Source organism: Bacillus sp. CD3-5, from assembly GCF_006349665.1.
GTDB classification, from domain to species: domain Bacteria; phylum Bacillota; class Bacilli; order Bacillales; family Bacillaceae_G; genus Bacillus_A; species Bacillus_A paranthracis.
Map to the genome: position 1 here is coordinate 95904 of NZ_VEPX01000005.1, position 15987 is coordinate 111890.

15 protein-coding genes, 2 other RNA genes and 1 riboswitch are annotated in these 15987 nt (G+C 35.6%); of the genes, 14 read left to right on the forward strand and 3 right to left on the reverse strand.

What is annotated here, in order from left to right; all coding sequences use genetic code 11:
- Positions 1–56: 56 nt before the first annotated feature.
- From FH036_RS11985 to pbuX, 6 genes are all read left to right on the forward strand, one after another.
- Entirely contained in the window at positions 57–1994 is a 1938-nt protein-coding gene (locus FH036_RS11985; protein ID WP_139895783.1) for an ATP-dependent DNA helicase, read from the forward strand.
- Between the two features lie 100 nt (positions 1995–2094).
- Positions 2095–3612: a carboxypeptidase gene (gene ypwA / locus FH036_RS11990; protein WP_139895784.1), complete on the forward strand. Its 1518-nt coding sequence runs from the start codon at positions 2095–2097 to the stop codon at positions 3610–3612.
- Positions 3613–3660: 48 nt separating this feature from the next.
- A complete protein-coding gene (locus FH036_RS11995) occupies positions 3661–4134 on the forward strand; it encodes a GNAT family N-acetyltransferase (protein WP_139895785.1) in 474 nt (157 codons plus the stop codon).
- Between the two features lie 140 nt (positions 4135–4274).
- Positions 4275–5021, forward strand: a complete 747-nt coding sequence (locus tag FH036_RS12000) for a type I methionyl aminopeptidase (RefSeq protein ID WP_139895786.1) — start codon at positions 4275–4277, stop codon at positions 5019–5021.
- 116 nt (positions 5022–5137) lie between these two features.
- Positions 5138–5239: riboswitch (purine riboswitch) on the forward strand.
- 107 nt (positions 5240–5346) lie between these two features.
- A complete protein-coding gene (locus FH036_RS12005) occupies positions 5347–5940 on the forward strand; it encodes a xanthine phosphoribosyltransferase (protein WP_000866495.1) in 594 nt (197 codons plus the stop codon).
- A 3-nt stretch (positions 5941–5943) separates the two neighbouring features.
- Positions 5944–7266: a xanthine permease PbuX gene (gene pbuX / locus FH036_RS12010; RefSeq protein ID WP_139895787.1), complete on the forward strand. Its 1323-nt coding sequence runs from the start codon at positions 5944–5946 to the stop codon at positions 7264–7266.
- Between the two features lie 15 nt (positions 7267–7281).
- Here the strand turns inward: pbuX and FH036_RS12015 are convergent, their stop codons facing one another.
- Positions 7282–8445 (reverse strand): DUF418 domain-containing protein, encoded by a 1164-nt coding sequence (locus tag FH036_RS12015; RefSeq protein WP_139895788.1) that lies wholly within the window; start codon positions 8443–8445, stop codon positions 7282–7284.
- Positions 8446–8644: 199 nt separating this feature from the next.
- Here FH036_RS12015 and FH036_RS27110 point away from each other — a divergent pair, with 199 nt between their 5' ends.
- Both FH036_RS27110 and FH036_RS12020 read left to right on the forward strand, forming a co-directional pair.
- Complete coding sequence (locus FH036_RS27110) at positions 8645–8800, forward strand: hypothetical protein (RefSeq protein ID WP_000600129.1); 156 nt, start codon at positions 8645–8647, stop codon at positions 8798–8800.
- Between the two features lie 194 nt (positions 8801–8994).
- Complete coding sequence (locus tag FH036_RS12020) at positions 8995–12654, forward strand: dynamin family protein (protein ID WP_139895789.1); 3660 nt, start codon at positions 8995–8997, stop codon at positions 12652–12654.
- Positions 12655–12657: 3 nt separating this feature from the next.
- On the opposite strand, the gene FH036_RS12025 is transcribed toward FH036_RS12020, so the two are convergent.
- On the reverse strand, positions 12658–12912 hold the full coding sequence (locus FH036_RS12025) for a DUF3931 domain-containing protein (RefSeq protein ID WP_000369740.1): 255 nt from the start codon (positions 12910–12912) through the stop codon (positions 12658–12660).
- Between the two features lie 72 nt (positions 12913–12984).
- On the opposite strand from FH036_RS12025, the gene FH036_RS12030 reads away from it, so the two are divergent.
- From FH036_RS12030 to ssrS (FH036_RS12050), 5 genes are all read left to right on the forward strand, one after another.
- Positions 12985–13452 (forward strand): GNAT family N-acetyltransferase, encoded by a 468-nt coding sequence (locus tag FH036_RS12030; protein WP_044790378.1) that lies wholly within the window; start codon positions 12985–12987, stop codon positions 13450–13452.
- A gap of 21 nt (positions 13453–13473) precedes the next feature.
- The gene (locus FH036_RS12035) at positions 13474–13746 is read left to right on the forward strand and encodes a YpbS family protein (protein WP_000451811.1); all 273 of its coding nucleotides are present in this window, start codon (positions 13474–13476) and stop codon (positions 13744–13746) included.
- Positions 13747–13748: 2 nt separating this feature from the next.
- A complete protein-coding gene (locus tag FH036_RS12040) occupies positions 13749–14582 on the forward strand; it encodes a sulfurtransferase (RefSeq protein ID WP_139895790.1) in 834 nt (277 codons plus the stop codon).
- 116 nt (positions 14583–14698) lie between these two features.
- Positions 14699–14881: non-coding RNA, 6S RNA (gene ssrS, locus FH036_RS12045), on the forward strand.
- A 21-nt stretch (positions 14882–14902) separates the two neighbouring features.
- Positions 14903–15086, forward strand: a non-coding RNA gene (ssrS, locus tag FH036_RS12050) — 6S RNA.
- A gap of 54 nt (positions 15087–15140) precedes the next feature.
- On the opposite strand, the gene FH036_RS12055 is transcribed toward ssrS (FH036_RS12050), so the two are convergent.
- Positions 15141–15590 carry a hypothetical protein gene (locus tag FH036_RS12055; protein ID WP_074540201.1) on the reverse strand — a complete coding sequence of 150 codons (450 nt, stop codon included), beginning with the start codon at positions 15588–15590 and terminating at the stop codon, positions 15141–15143.
- An 83-nt stretch (positions 15591–15673) separates the two neighbouring features.
- Between FH036_RS12055 and FH036_RS12060 the strand changes: the two genes are divergently transcribed.
- Positions 15674–15985, forward strand: a complete 312-nt coding sequence (locus FH036_RS12060; protein WP_000169020.1) for a hypothetical protein — start codon at positions 15674–15676, stop codon at positions 15983–15985.
- Positions 15986–15987 lie beyond the last annotated feature (2 nt).

Consider the following 15987-nt stretch of genomic DNA (forward strand, 5'->3'; position numbering starts at 1 on the left):
TATGAGTAGCAGTTGCTATATCTTTTATAGAAAAACTTTTTGGTTGGAGGCTAAGGATGTTTACTGAGAAGAGATTACCATTTGAAGTAGGGAAACAAGACAATTTTTATGATAAGTTGAATGAGTGGATTGGAGATGTGTTTTATGACATCCTTCCGGAAAAAGGTTTTGAAGAGCGTGATGAACAAATTTTTATGGCGTTTCAATTAGAGCGTGCTTTCCAAGAAAAGAAAGTTATGTTCGCAGAAGCGGGTGTAGGAACCGGGAAAACAATTGTATATCTTCTATATGCAATTTGCTATGCGCGTTATACTGGGAAACCAGCGATTATCGCTTGTGCAGATGAAACGTTAATTGAGCAGCTTGTAAAAGAAGAAGGGGACATTGCTAAATTATCTGAGGCATTAGGCTTATCGGTAGATGTAAGACTTGCGAAATCAATGGATAATTATTTATGTTTACGTAAACTTGAAGATGTTATGAGTGGACGAGCTCCAGAAGTAATTGAAGATGTATACTACGAATTACCGCAGTTTGTATTTGACCACGGTACGATGCAAAACTTTACTCACTATGGTGACCGAAAAGAATTTCCGCTTTTAAATGACGAGGAATGGTCAAAAGTAAATTGGGATTACTTCCAAGATTGTTTCACTTGTGATTCTCGACATCGTTGCGGGCAAACTCTATCACGTGAACATTATCGTAAAGCAGCAGATTTAATTATTTGCTCTCAAGATTTCTATATGGATCATATTTGGACGTATGATGCTCGTAAGCGTGAAGGACAAATTCCATTATTACCAGAAAGTAGTTGTGTTGTATTTGATGAAGGACATCTTGTAGAATATGCAGCTCAAAAAGCTTTAACATATCGTTTAAAGCAAACGATGATGGAGCAACTTTTAACGAGATTATTACAAAATGATATTCGCGAGGAGTTTGCGCATTTAGTAGAAGAAACAATTTGGCAAACAGAGCGATTCTTTGATGTGTTACAAGAGAATAAAAAAGAAATTGCTGGTTCTGATCGTTTAGAAATTACTGTGACAGAAAAAGTAACGGCTGAAGCGAAGCGACTTTATGCGAAAATTGGTGAAGTCGGTGATGCATTAGTATTTGAAAGTGAAATGCATACAGTAAACACGTATGATTTAAATATCGTTGATGAACATTTAGATGTATTAGAGCATTCACTTCGTCTGTTTATGCACGAGAAAAATGTAATTACATGGGGTGAAGAAGGTGATGGAGCTTTCACGTTAGTAATTATGCCGCGTGCAGTTGAAGAAGTATTACAAGAGAAAGTATTCTCGAAGAAAATCCCGTATATTTTCTCTTCTGCTACATTATCTAACAACGATTCATTCGCATTTACAGCAAATAGCTTAGGGGTAAAAGATTACTTATCATTCTCAGTTGCCTCCCCGTTTGATTACGAAGAGCAAATGGCAGTAAACTTACTATCTCATACGAAAGAAAATGAATGGGAAAGAAAGTGTCAATATACACTTGAAAATATACAAAAAACAAATGGACGTACACTTGTATTATTCCGTACAACGCAAGAACTTGCAGCGTTTAAAGAATATGTAAGTAAAGAACAAATGTCAGTTCCGTTCCTATATGAAGGGGACCAAGAAATTAGTCAGCTTGTTTCTCGTTTCCAAAATGAAGAAGAGACTGTACTTTGTGCCGTTCATTTATGGGAAGGTTTAGATATTCCTGGTTCATCATTATCACATGTTATTATTTGGTCATTACCATTCCCTCCAAACGATCCTGTGTTTGAAGCGAAGCGTAAGCACGTAAATGATCCATTCTGGGATGTAGATGTACCATATATGATTTTACGTCTTCGTCAAGGGATTGGCCGTTTAATTCGTACGAGCGAAGATAAAGGGGCTATATCAATCTTCTTATCTAATACAGAAGATGAGAAAGTGGTAGAAGCAGTGAAAAACGTACTACCAGTAGAAGGTAAAGAATTATAAGGAAAAAGCTTGGCGCTTGCCAAGCTTTTTTCTATTATAAAAGGAATTTAGATTTTCATGTCGAATTAAGTTTGAGGTAGAAAAAGGAGGTTTTTATATAATGACAGTAGCTACATATGAAGTAGAAAAACAATTTTTAACATATGTGAAGAAGATACAAAATTACGGAGAAGCATTAAGCTTAATGTTTTGGGACTTGAGAACAGGGGCGCCTAAAAAAGGTGTAGACCAGCGTTCAGAAGTAATTGGCATGCTTTCATCAGAAGTGTTTGCTATGTCGACTTCAGATGAAATGGGAAATTATTTAACAGAGCTTGAAGATTTAATACGTGAAGACAAGCTTTCTGAAACGACGAAGAAAATGGTGGAAGAGTGCCGTAAAGAATATGATAGAAATAAGAAAATTCCACAAGCGGAATATGAAGCGTATGTGAAATTAGAAGCGAAAGCAGAAAGTGTGTGGGAAGAAGCTCGCGAAAAATCTGATTTCGAAATGTTCCGTCCGTATTTAGAACAAATCGTTGAATTTAAAAAGAAATTTATTACATATTGGGGTTATGAAACATATAAATATAATACATTATTAGATATGTATGAGCCGGGCATTACGGTAGAAGTGTTAGACCACGTATTTGGTCAACTTCGTGAGCGTATCGTACCGCTCGTAAAAGAAATATCGGATTCGCAAAAGAGATTAAAGACAAGTGCTTTATTAGAACATTTTTCAAAAGAAAAACAAAAAAACTTTACATTAGAGCTATTAAAGCAATTAAATTATGACTTTGAAGCAGGTCGTCTTGATGAAACGGTACATCCATTTGAGATCACATTAAATAGAGGGGATGTTCGTATTACGACACGCTATGACGAAAAAGATTTCCGTATGGCTGTGTTTGGCACAATTCATGAATGTGGTCATGCTGTATATGAACAAAATATTGCAGAGAAATTTGAAGGTACACCGCTATGTAGTGGAACATCTATGGGTATTCATGAGTCACAATCATTATTCTTTGAGAACTTTATCGGTCGTAATAAATCATTCTGGAAGAAAAATTATGATTTATTAAAAGAGTATAGCGATGGTCAATTCAATGATATATCAGTAGATGAGTTTTATGATGCAATAAATGAATCGAAGCCTTCATTTATTCGCATAGAAGCAGATGAGCTTACATATCCGCTTCACGTTATGGTTCGTTATGAACTTGAGAAAGAGTTATTTGATGGCACATTACAAGTGAAGGACTTGCCAGCGGCTTGGAACGATAAAATGGAAGCATATTTAGGAATTCGTCCGGCTAACGATGCACAAGGCGTATTACAAGATGTTCACTGGGCTGGTGGTTCATTTGGATACTTCCCATCTTATGCGCTTGGTTATATGTATGCAGCGCAATTTAAGCAAAGAATGGTAAAAGACATTCCGAATTTTGATGCATTATTAGAAGAAGGAAACGTAACGCCAATTCGTGAATGGTTAACAGAAAACATTCACCAATACGGTAAAACGAAAAAGCCACTTGAAATTTTAGAAGATGTGACAGGCGAAGGATTAAATGCAAACTATTTAGCCGATTATTTAGAAACGAAGTATAGAGAGATTTATGAGTTATAAAAAAAGGGCTGCTTACTTGCAGCTCTTTTTTTAAAGGGGGATAGAAGAATGGCTTATACATATACAGTAATGACGCAAGAAGAAGCAGAAGAAATTGCATACAACTGGCATTATGAAGGGAAATATTCCTTTTACGATATAGAGGCAGATGAAGAAGATTTAGCCGAATTTTTACATGATGAGAGTAGAGGGGATCATACATTTTCTGTGAAGGAAAATGGCACTCTCATTGGTTATTTTACTGTTTGTAAAATAACTGATGGAACGGTTGATATAGGTCTTGGAATGAGACCTAATATAACTGGGAATGGATTTGGTTTACAGTTCATAAATGCTATACTAGCTTTTAGTAAAGAAAAATATGGATGTAATTATATAACACTATCAGTAGCTACATTTAATAAAAGAGCAATTAAAGTGTATAAAAGGGCAGGGTTTGAAGCAGTTGGAACGTTTATACAGAAAACAAATGGTAGTTATTTTGAATTTTTGAAAATGAATTATATATGTAAAAATGATTAAAAACAGAAGAATCTCCTCTGTTTTTTATTTTGATGCAGAAATAAATAATATTTTTGTAATTGGGTGCTTTGAATTTTTGATAGAGGATGTGTATGATTGAATTTCAGTAGTAAATGTGAAGTTTAGTCAGGAGAGGTAGAATGGTTACAATTAAAACGAAAAATGAAATAGATGTAATGCATGAATCTGGAAAGTTACTTGCTTCATGTCATAGAGAAATTGCGAAAATAATGAAACCAGGTATTACAACAAAAGAAATTAATACGTTTGTGGAAGCGTATTTAGAAAAACATGGTGCAACGTCTGAGCAGAAAGGGTACAACGGATATCCATATGCGATATGTGCATCTGTAAACGATGAAATGTGTCATGCATTTCCGGCCGATGTTCCTTTGACTGAGGGTGATATTGTAACAATTGACATGGTAGTAAACTTAAATGGTGGTCTTTCAGATTCTGCTTGGACGTATAGAATTGGAAAAGTTTCTGATGAAGCAGAAAAGTTATTACTAGTAGCTGAAAATGCTTTGTATAAAGGAATTGATCAGGCGATAATCGGTAATCATGTAGGAGATATTGGCTATGCAATTGAAAGTTATGTAGCAAGTGAAGGTTTTTCTGTCGCAAGAAACTTTACGGGACATGGAATTGGTAAAGAGATTCATGAAGAACCAGCAATTTTTCATTTTGGTAAGCCGGGACAAGGGCCTGAGTTACAAGAAGGGATGGTAATTACAATTGAGCCAATTGTCAATGTAGGTATGCGATATTCGAAAGTAGATTTAAATGGATGGACCGCGAGAACGATGGATGGGAAATTATCAGCTCAATATGAGCATACAATTGCGATTACAAAAGATGGACCAATTATTTTAACGAAGTTATAATTGGGAATGAAAGAGTTTACAAAACTCGAACGAAAATGATGATTTTATAAAATTTGTCCGTGTTTTATGAATAAAAGCTTTTCAAAGTATAAAAAATACGTTATAATCCTTCTATAAAATAAATAGTTAGCTACACTCATATAATCGCGGGGATATGGCCTGCAAGTTTCTACCGAAGTACCGTAAATACTTTGACTATGAGTGAGGACGAATATATTTGCTTGTTTAGCATTCTTTTTTGCGAAACTCCAAAAGCGCGTCTCTCACTTGTAACGAGTGGTGGCAGCTTTTGGAGTTTTTTTATTGCATAAGAGGGGGAACAAACATGAAAGTATTACAAGAAAAGATTTTGAACGAAGGAAAGGTTTTATCTGGTGACGTATTAAAGGTAGATGCTTTTTTAAATCATCAAATTGATCCAGTACTTATGCAAGAAATCGGAAAAGAATTTGCTAAACGTTTTAAAGAAGAGAACATTACAAAAATCGTGACGATTGAATCTTCAGGTATTGCACCAGCGGTTATGGCTGCACTGGAGCTTGGTGTAAAAGTAATTTTTGCAAGAAAACGTAAATCGTTAACGTTACAAGATAATATGTATGTTGCAAGCGTATATTCATTTACAAAACAAGAGACGAATGAAATTTCATTATCTCGAAATCATATTGATGAAAGTGATCGCGTTTTAATTATTGATGACTTTTTAGCGAACGGTCAGGCTGCTTTAGGTTTAATGAGTTTAGTTGAGCAAGCAGGAGCAAGTATTGCTGGGCTTGGTATTGTTATTGAAAAAGCATTTCAAGATGGAGGAAAGAAGCTTCGTGAACAAGGCGTTCGTGTTGAATCACTAGCAGAAATTGCATCACTTGATAATAACGCAGTTACATTTGTACAGCAAGAAACTGCGGAGGTGAAATAAACGATGAAGCAACATCCAATTAAAATCGCATCGCTTGGTATGCAGCATATGCTTGCTATGTATGCGGGCGCAATTATCGTTCCGCTTATTGTGGGCGGCGGCCTAGGTTTAAATCAAAAAGAGTTAACGTATTTAGTCTCAATTGATTTATTAATGTGCGGCGTTGCGACAATTTTACAAGCATTATCAAATCGCTTTTTCGGTATTGGGCTCCCAGTTGTACTAGGTTGTACATTTACAGCCGTTGGGCCGATGATTGCAATCGGAAAACAATACGGCGTATCTTCTATTTATGGAGCAATTATTGCTGCGGGGTTATTCGTTGTTATTTTTGCGAAATTATTTGGAAAGCTTGTAAAGCTGTTTCCCCCTGTTGTAACAGGATCTGTCGTTACTGTAATTGGAGTTACACTTGTTCCAGCAGCAATTAATGATATGGCTGGTGGAGTAGGAAGTAAAGATTTCGGTAGTCTTGAAAATTTAGCATTAGCATTTGGTGTGTTACTATTTATCATCATTATGTATCGTTTCTTCGACGGATTTATTCGTTCAATCTCTATTTTACTAGGTCTATTGTTCGGTACAATCGTTGCAGCATTTATGGGGAAAGTAAGCTTGCAAGCGGTTGGAGAAGCAAATTGGTTCCATGGTGTTCAGCCATTTTACTTCGGTACACCAACATTTGAATTAACGCCAATTATTACGATGATTTTAGTTGCTTGCGTAGGGATTGTAGAAGCAACAGGTGTTTACTTTGCATTATCTGATATTTGCAATAAAAAGATTGGTGAAAAAGAATTAACAAAAGGTTATCGTGCAGAAGGATTAGCGATGGTGTTAGGTGGTATTTTCAACGCCTTCCCATATACAACATACTCTCAAAACGTAGGGCTTGTTCAATTAACTGGAGTAAGAAATCGCGTTATTATTTACACGTGTGGTGGTATGTTAATCGTTCTTGGGTTCATTCCAAAAATCGCAGCCATTACAACAATTATTCCGAAATCGGTACTTGGCGGTGCGATGTTAGCGATGTTCGGTATGGTAATGGCATATGGTATTAAAATGTTAAGCAGTGTTGATTTTGGAAGACAAGAAAACTTATTAATCGTTGCATGTTCTGTTGGGATTGGACTAGGGGTTACTGTCGTTCCAACATTATTCTCACAACTTCCAGAAAGTATTCGTATTTTAACGGATAACGGAATTGTACTTGGAAGTGCATCAGCAGTATTGTTAAATATCGTATTTAATATGGTGCCGCAGCGTAAAGTGAAAGTAAAGGATGAACCAGTTCCGATACAAAGTGCGGTAAGAGAAGCATAAAAAAGCAAGGTCTCACTATGAGACCTTGCTTTTCTTTTTAAGTGGCATCATCTTTCCGTACGTACCAAGGCGCCATATATACTCAAGTGGTCCGTATTGGTAACGTGACAGCCACCAGCGGCTAATAAAGATTTGCAGCGTGTAGAAACCGATGCAAAATAGTGGTCCTACCCATAATGGAGCAAGATAATCATTTTTGAACAATATTCCGAATACAAGCAACGTAACAATTGTATGCGAGATATAATTTGTTAATGCCATTCGACCAACGTACTGGAACGGACGTAATATCTTTTGCCATTTTTCTTTTTGTAATAAACGCATGAGCGTGAAAATGTAGAATATGAATAATGTCTTTCCGCTTATCATCGTAATACCCATAAGTAAAAATGGTGTGTATGGTTGATTGTTCATAAAGAAGTAAACCATAATAAACCACATCGGTAATGTTAAAATGAACATAATGATTTGCCATTTCTTTAGTTTTGGATCTAATTCTTTCGCACGGTGGAAAATATCTTTTTTACCGGCATATAATCCGAGTAAAAACAATCCTAGTGTTTCAGGAAGCATAATAAGACTGTTACTTATTGCTTCAGAGTAGAAAGAATAGAATCGGTCTGTGATTTGTAAGCCCCAGTTTTCTAACGGCATAATTGCTGTGGAAAGGCCTAACTCCTCTACTGGCACGATTAACATGACAAGAGAACCTAATAATGTGAACAATTGCATGAAACTTAATAGTACAACTGACCATATTAAAATAGTACGTGGCTTTCTTTTGTAAAATAAAAATAAGAAAAACCCGGTAATTGCATAAGTATGTAAAATGTCTCCGTCCCATAAAAGAACGTAATGTAAGAAACCAAATAATAATAAAATAAGTAAGCGACGAACAAATAAAGTTTTTGGTCGATCTGTTTTCGCCTCAGCACGATTCATAAAAATATAAAAACCTAATCCGAATAAAAACGAAAAAATGGTATAAAATTTCGTTTGAATAAACATATCGTAAAATAGGCGAATGTAGCTGTCTATCCCTTCGTAAATTCCTGTAATATCACGGGAGTCGACTCCGGCGATAACAGGCCAGTTAACAAGAAAAATACCAAGTACAGCTATTCCTCTAATAATATCGATGGAGTGTATCCTCTCGCCTTGTGAAATATTTTGTGTCATTATTTTCCTCCTTGTTAAGTAATTCCCTTTTATTATACAAAATGTAAGATGGAGGGTATAGGGTGGATTTCCATTTTTTTTAACTATTAAGTTATGTAAGATGAGATATAATAAGAGTGCACAACAAGTTTTAATCTTCTTCAAAACAGGCAGTAAAGCTCCTTCTTATAAGGGGCTTTCTTTATGAAAAGTGTTGATAATGATTCTCTTTAATGATAAAATGTATTCAAAAGTGATAATCATTATCAAAAAAGGTTGGTGCACGAGTATGGTATATGCATTAGTAGCAGGTACAGTCGCTGTATATGCAGTTATTGCAAAGTATGTTTTAAATGGAGTAGGAACAGCAAAATGAGTGATATTACATAAAATCCCTTTCATTTGTAAAAAGAATGAAAGGGATTTTTTATTTTTAATGAGAATATGCTGAAAATTTAGTATGATAGTAAAGTGAAACGGTAATCAATGAGAGGATGTATCTCCTGTTGATTATGAGCTCGCAAATAGCGGGGAAAAGTATATACATCTTGGATAAAGGGGAACAAGGGGATGACAAACATAGTACAGACAAACGGTATGAAAAAACTTGTTTGTTTTTATGAAGAGTGGCAAAAACACGGCGATGCAGAGAATAGCTTAAAGTTGTTTGAAGTGATTCAAAAATATAAACGAGAGCAGCTTATGATAGCATTCTGCGGTCACTTCTCAGCAGGGAAATCTACGATGATGAATCATCTATATAAAGCGCAGTTGTTACCGACAAGTCCAATTCCGACAAGCGCTAACGTCGTTAAAATTGAAAAGGGGTCTGATCGTGTTGTTGTAACGATTAAATCTGGAGAGCAGTACGAATATGACGGTGCATATTCAGCAGAAGAATTAAAACAAATTTGTAAAGATGGCGATGAGGTAATTGGTGTTCATATTTATCGAAATGATGCGCCAATTCCAGAAGGTGTTATGTTAGTTGATACACCAGGGATTGATTCAACAGATGATGCCCATCAACTAGCGACAGAATCAACGCTGCATCTAGCAGACGTAATTTTTTATATGATGGATTATAATCACGTCCAATCGGAAGTGAATTTACAATTTGTTAAAGAATTGAAACAACGTAATAAAACGGTTTATCTCGTTGTCAATCAAATAGATAAACATAAAGAAAATGAATTATCATTTGAGGATTATAGAGACAGTGTAAAACAATCGTTCTCTAACTGGGATATTGAAGTAGATGGAGTTTATTATACATCATTACGAATGATGAACCATCCACATAATGAAATTGGAAACTTGGAAACATTAATTACTTCTATTATGAAAGAAAAAGAGCAGTATGTAAGAGCTGGAATGGAGCGAGAAACAGAATATTTAATGGGAGAACATGTCTCGTTTATTCTTTCTGAAAATGAAAAAGCTCTTTTGAAATATGAGGAAGAGTTAGCATCACCGCTTTCCATTTCAGAAATAGTTGAAAAGAAAGAAGAGCTAACGAAAATGAAACATCGCGAGGCTAATAAAGAGTCTCAAATGAGAAATGAATTTATAAAAGGCTTACAAGCTATATTAGATAACGCGTATTTAATGCCGTTTGAAATGAGAGAATTGGCAAATGCGTACTTAGAAACGAAATTAACAAAATTTAAAGTTGGTTTGCTATTTGCGAAAGGAAAGACTGAGCAAGAAAAACAGAGACGTTTAGATGCTTTTTATTCAGCTTTGCAAAAGACGGTTGAAACGCAACTTGATTTTCATGTGAAAGAATTTATTGTTGCCTTCTTAAAAGAAGAAGGGTTGTTTACAGAGGAAATTGGGAAAGACATATATGATTTAGAAATTGCTTTTGGACCAGAAATGTTAGCAGAAGTAATTAAACAAGGTGCAGGTTTCACAGGTGATTACTTACTTCTTTATACAGCGGATGTAGCGAATGAATTAAAGAAACGTTATTTTACAAAAGCACAGCAAATTTTTGATAAAAGTGCAGTCATTTTAAAGCAAAAGGTAAAAGAAGCAGTTGATCGTATTGAAGAAGAGATTGAAACATATACGATGTTGCAAACGGCAAAAGAAACGAAATTGCAATACAGTAACAATTTGGAGACATATGAAAGTTATTTACAAAATGTTTGGCATGAGCGTGTTGCTACACCAAAAGGGCTGCAAATAGAAGAGATATTGCAAAGTAAAAAACAAATTGTTAGTGAGAAATTCACACTACAAGAGCAGGAAATTGTAAATGATAACGTAGCGGCTCGTGAGGAAGAGATAAAAGGAACGGCAGCTTTAAATATTCAGCGTATATTAGAGAAAGTGAAGAAAGCTGAAACGATATTAGAACCATTGCCAGCGCTAAAACATGTACAGCAAGAGGTAATAGAAAAAAGGCGCCGTGTGGAAACGAAACAATTTACAGTGGCATTATTCGGAGCTTTTAGTGCTGGGAAATCCTCATTTGCCAATGCATTGCTTGGTGAAAAAGTACTTCCAGTGTCACCAAATCCGACGACGGCAACGATTAATCAAATTTTGCCAGTTACAGAGGAAAAACCACACGGAACAGTAATGGTTCAATTTAAATCAAAGCAAGCCTTATTAGAAGATATGAAAGCTGTTTATAAGCTGTTTCATTATGAGATTACTACGTTAGATGAAGCGTTAGCACAGATTGATAAAGTTATGAAATACCCTTCACCAACTGGGAAGCAAAAAACAACATTTAGCTTTTTACGAGCAGTACAAAAAGGGTATGATACAGTTTCTGCACATTTAGGTGAGAAAGTACAAGTTACATTAGAAGAGTTTTCTGATTATGTAGCGAATGAAGAAAAATCTTGTTTTGTTGAGTACATGGAGCTTTATTATGATTGTGCATTAACAAGGCAAGGAGTAGCGCTTGTAGATACACCTGGAGCGGATTCTATTAACGCCCGCCATACAGACGTTGCGTTCCAGTATATTAAAAACGCAGATGCTATTTTGTTTGTCACGTATTATAATCACGTGTTCTCTCGTGCTGACCGTGAATTTTTAATTCAGCTTGGTCGTGTAAAGGATACTTTTGCTCTTGATAAAATGTTCTTCTTAATTAATGCGGCCGATTTAGCAGAGTCTGAAGAAGAACTTAAAATGGTAAAAGGTTATATCGCAGACCAGCTACTGCAATACGGTATTAGAAATCCACGTTTATTTGCAATTTCAAGTTTATGTGCGCTTGAAGAGAAACAAGGAAAAAATATTGAGAAAGAGAAGTACGGTATTTTACAAAACTCTGGGATTGCTAAGTTCGAGGAATCATTTACATCCTTTATGATGAGAGATTTAATGCTCGTATCTGTTCATGCTTTATATGGTGCATTGCAAGGGGCAGATCAGCTGTTAGTAAATATGATAAATGGTGCAAAGCAGGGGAATGAAGAGAAAGAGAAGCAAACGAAAAAATATGAAGCAGAGCGTGATCAACTACTTCATATTATTTCATCATATAGTGTGCTTGCTGAAGAACAGGCGATGCAAAATGAAGTGAAAGAATTGCTTTATTACGTGCAACAACGTCTATTCCTACGCTATAACGATGTGTTTACTGAATTTATTAATCCAGCATCGCTTCGAACGGATGGAAATGTGAAAGTGCAGTTGCAGCAGTGTGTTATGGAATTAGTAGCATTTATTCAGCATGATTTATTACAAGAAATGCGTGCGACATCATTACGCCTTGAAAGATGGATAGATGAAGCGATGAAGCGTGCAAAGAATGAAATTGTGGTGAACTGTAAAGTAGAAAATGAATCAATTTCTATGAATGGAACAGTGGAATATGAATATAAAGATATTACACATAAAGAACCGTTCCCTTCAGTTGAAATAAAAGATTTCAAAAAAGCATTGGCACACTTTAAAAACGAGAAAAGCTTTTTTGAAAAGAATGACAAAGCCTTTATGCAAGAAGACGCTAAATCTGTATTAGAACCTCTCGTATCAAACTATGTAGCTGATGAAAAAGATTTATTTGTTCATCATTATAAGCAAGAGTGGGATTTGAAATGGAACTTATTCCAAAAAGTGATGCAGCAAGATGTGATGAATTATTATGAAAGTGTATTATTTGCATTGGCTGAAACGATTGATGTATCACTATATGAACAAAGTAAAGAACAATTGCAAAAGCAATTAGTAGAGATTGAAAAAGAAATGTATGTGATGTAGTCGTTATGAGAAAAAGATTCGTTCGATTTTCTTTTGTAGTACCGTATCTAAAGATTTGACAAATCCAGCAAATTCATCGGTAGAAATCATATGAGTAAGAACGAGTCGTCTGCCGTCTGGTGTTTCACCGCATAAGACGAACGAAGAAAATTCATATGTTTTATTTTCTACTACTAATTTTGGATAGGAATACGTGTCGCTCTTCTTCTTCTTTCCATCAATAGAGATGACGTTGCATTTTTTCTCATTGTTGTCCATGGTGAATCCCTCCTTTCTATTACTTATGGTAGACAAGGAGGGTTTAGAACAATAGAGAAGGGGGAATTTTTTATGACTGTTGTAATAGAACGTATTTCAAAAGAAGCTATACCGAAGTCTTTATTACTACTTGCTGATCCAAGTGAACAGCAAATTGGTGCATATGTACAAAGAGGATTAACATACGTAGCTAAGCAAGAGGATAATGTAATCGGTATATATGTAATTTTGGAAACAAGGCCGAAGACGATGGAAATTATGAATATTGCGGTTGTAGAGCATTTGCAAGGAAAAGGGATTGGAAAGAAGCTAATAAGTCATGCTATAGAAACTGCTAAAGGATATGGTATGTCAAAACTTGAAGTTGGTACAGGCAATTCTAGTGTTTCACAACTTGCTTTCTATCAAAAATGTGGATTTCGTATTTTTTCTATTGATTTTGATTACTTTTCGAAGCATTATGAAGAAGAGATTATTGAAAATGGGATTGTATGCCGTGATATGATTCGGCTTGCAATGGAATTAAATCAGAACGTATAACTTATTTAGGGGGAAGAGAAGATGGAAGTACATAAAGCAATTACAGCACATTCTCGTAAACAAAATGAAAGTGTAAAAGCATGTTTACAATTAGATGCACAGCGTGAAGCAGCTATTGAAGCAGCCGTATCTCTTGCGTCAAATGGGAAAGAATTTTCGGTTGATGTCATTAATGTTGTAACGAAGCAAATTAATGCTCTTGCAAAAAATGGTGTTACACTAGAGCGTAAATATGTTACAAAAGAAATGGTTATGGAGTATGTAAGTCGTTTGAAAGAGAAAGAAGGTCGTTAAAGATGTTAGTTACAGTCGAATGGTTACGTGAGCATATAGAAGATGAGAACGTCCGTATAATCGATTGTCGTTTTGATTTAGCGAATCCTAATTGGGGTAGAGAAAAGTATGAGGAAGAACATATTCCTCATGCATTATATTTTGATTTGAATTTAGATTTATCAAGTCCTATAACAGCACATGGTGGTCGTCATCCGTTGCCAAATATTGAGGAGTTTGCGGACAAGCTTTCGCGAGCTGGTATTGATGAACACACGACAGTAGTTGCATATGACAGTGAAGCGGGTGCAAATGCTTCTCGTTTCTGGTGGTTACTAAACTATGTAGGACATGAGAAAGTATATATATTAGATGGCGGATTTCCAGCATGGAAAGAGAATGGACTACCAGTAACAACAGAAATTTCTGTTGCTAAACGAAAAGCATTCAAAGCAAATGTACAAAATCATATGCTTGTAACGATGGAAACGGTGAGAGAGAATATCTATGCAGGTGCAGATGTTACGTTAATTGATTCTAGAGAGCCAAAACGTTATGCTGGTGTAGAGGAACTTGTTGATCCGAAAGCAGGACACATTCCAACAGCAGTAAATTATTTTTGGAAGGATGGAATGCTGCAATCAGGACAATTTAAGAATGAAGCTCAGCAACAAGAACGATTCCAAAACCTTTCGAAAGATAAGGAAACAATTGTATATTGTGGTTCTGGTGTTACAGCATGTCCAAATATCGTTGCATTGAAATTAGCTGGATTCCAAAATGTTAAATTGTATGCAGGTAGCTGGAGTGATTGGATTTCTTATCCAGAAAATCAAATTGCAAAAGAAGAAGATTAATCACTTGCATGCAAAAATAATTTGTATTAAAATAAGGTCACAAGCAAGAGATTGCTCGAAAAACTTTGTATTTTACACATTGGAAACAATGTGATAATATAACGACAAGTAAATAATACATCCTGCGGTGTGCGTAACTTATTTATGTCTAAAACCGATGTTAGTTATACGGAAGCTCAATATTTAGCGACCATCATCAAGCCTTCCTTGTGGAGGAAGATGTACGGTAACTGTGAGGGCATCCACCTGCGAGTAGCGGGTTTTTGGACATTTACGAGGAGCGGCACGTGCGGGGGTCTTATTTCAACTAACATTATATAAAATTCCTACGGTGTACGTAGCTTATGCATGTCTTAAACCAATAAGTTTAATATGGAAGTTCAATATTTAAATGTAGCTAACATGCCATCTTTTTAAGAAGGAAGTTACAAACATTTGTGAGAGCATCCACCTGTGAGAGCAGGTTTATGGACATCTAGAGAGAACGGCATATGTGGGGCTATATAAAAACCTTACGTTTTATACGTAAGGTTTTTTTGTTGTATACATATATCCATGTTATCTTGATTCACCTGTGAAGTTTCCGTAATAAATATAGCATTTTCTGTCTTCATCAATCTCTCTTGAATCTAAAGCAAACTCCATATGCTTGCCGTCTTGTTGAATATATATAATATCTGAATGCAGATATGGCAAGATTTCTTCATAGTTCCATACATCTTTACTTTCAATCAAGTTTGAACTTGTATCCTTTAGCTCTCTAATTTCAAAACCGATGTGGAAGTAAGTAGGATCTGAAGGATCGTTAGAGAAAGTTTCTTGTTGAATATATATAACTGCTGTTCCGTCTGGATCTACTGAAGTTGCAGTAACAACATATGTGTTTTTATCTTTTATAAAATATTCACAAGTCATGCGTGCGATAATTTCAGAATTAGAAATATTTGCATAGTTCCATAAAGCAGGATACCTTTTCGTTTCATCATTAAGTCGGTATTCTAAGCGCATTTCATCACTCTTCTTCCTTTTTCTTCTACTTTATCATGCCATCCTATATAATAGGAATAGAATTTAAAAAGGGGAGTGCGAAGGTGACAAAAACGAAATGGTTAGTAGGTGGTGTCGTAACGTCTTTAATGACTGGCACCTTATTTGGCTGCGCACAAGATCTTCCCCCAAAACCGAATGATAAAAGTTGTGCAGATTGGGATTGGGATGATGAACTTGGGGTATGGCAGTGTGATGATAGTAGTTCAGGATATCGTGGGCATTATTTCTATGGCGGGAGATACTATCAAAATAAATCCACTTTCAAAAATTCATCGGCGTTTAAATCTTATCAATCGTCTGCGGAATTTAAAGGTGGAATTGGAAGCGGTTCAAAGGGAGGATTTGGGGGCTAAAA

What these genes read in the sequence shown, in the direction of transcription:
- FH036_RS12040 (WP_139895790.1), top strand. Translation starts at nt 13,749, where the DNA reads ATGTTAGTTACAGTCGAATGGTTACGTGAGCATATAGAAGATGAGAAC.
- FH036_RS11985 (WP_139895783.1), top strand. Translation starts at nt 57, where the DNA reads ATGTTTACTGAGAAGAGATTACCATTTGAAGTAGGGAAACAAGACAAT.
- FH036_RS12025 (WP_000369740.1), bottom strand. Translation starts at nt 12,912, where the DNA reads ATGGACAACAATGAGAAAAAATGCAACGTCATCTCTATTGATGGAAAG.
- FH036_RS12035 (WP_000451811.1), top strand. Translation starts at nt 13,474, where the DNA reads ATGGAAGTACATAAAGCAATTACAGCACATTCTCGTAAACAAAATGAA.
- ypwA (WP_139895784.1), top strand. Translation starts at nt 2,095, where the DNA reads ATGACAGTAGCTACATATGAAGTAGAAAAACAATTTTTAACATATGTG.
- FH036_RS12020 (WP_139895789.1), top strand. Translation starts at nt 8,995, where the DNA reads ATGACAAACATAGTACAGACAAACGGTATGAAAAAACTTGTTTGTTTT.
- FH036_RS11995 (WP_139895785.1), top strand. Translation starts at nt 3,661, where the DNA reads ATGGCTTATACATATACAGTAATGACGCAAGAAGAAGCAGAAGAAATT.
- FH036_RS12030 (WP_044790378.1), top strand. Translation starts at nt 12,985, where the DNA reads ATGACTGTTGTAATAGAACGTATTTCAAAAGAAGCTATACCGAAGTCT.
- FH036_RS12015 (WP_139895788.1), bottom strand. Translation starts at nt 8,445, where the DNA reads ATGACACAAAATATTTCACAAGGCGAGAGGATACACTCCATCGATATT.
- FH036_RS12005 (WP_000866495.1), top strand. Translation starts at nt 5,347, where the DNA reads ATGAAAGTATTACAAGAAAAGATTTTGAACGAAGGAAAGGTTTTATCT.
- pbuX (WP_139895787.1), top strand. Translation starts at nt 5,944, where the DNA reads ATGAAGCAACATCCAATTAAAATCGCATCGCTTGGTATGCAGCATATG.
- FH036_RS12055 (WP_074540201.1), bottom strand. Translation starts at nt 15,590, where the DNA reads ATGCGCTTAGAATACCGACTTAATGATGAAACGAAAAGGTATCCTGCT.
- FH036_RS12000 (WP_139895786.1), top strand. Translation starts at nt 4,275, where the DNA reads ATGGTTACAATTAAAACGAAAAATGAAATAGATGTAATGCATGAATCT.
- FH036_RS27110 (WP_000600129.1), top strand. Translation starts at nt 8,645, where the DNA reads ATGATTCTCTTTAATGATAAAATGTATTCAAAAGTGATAATCATTATC.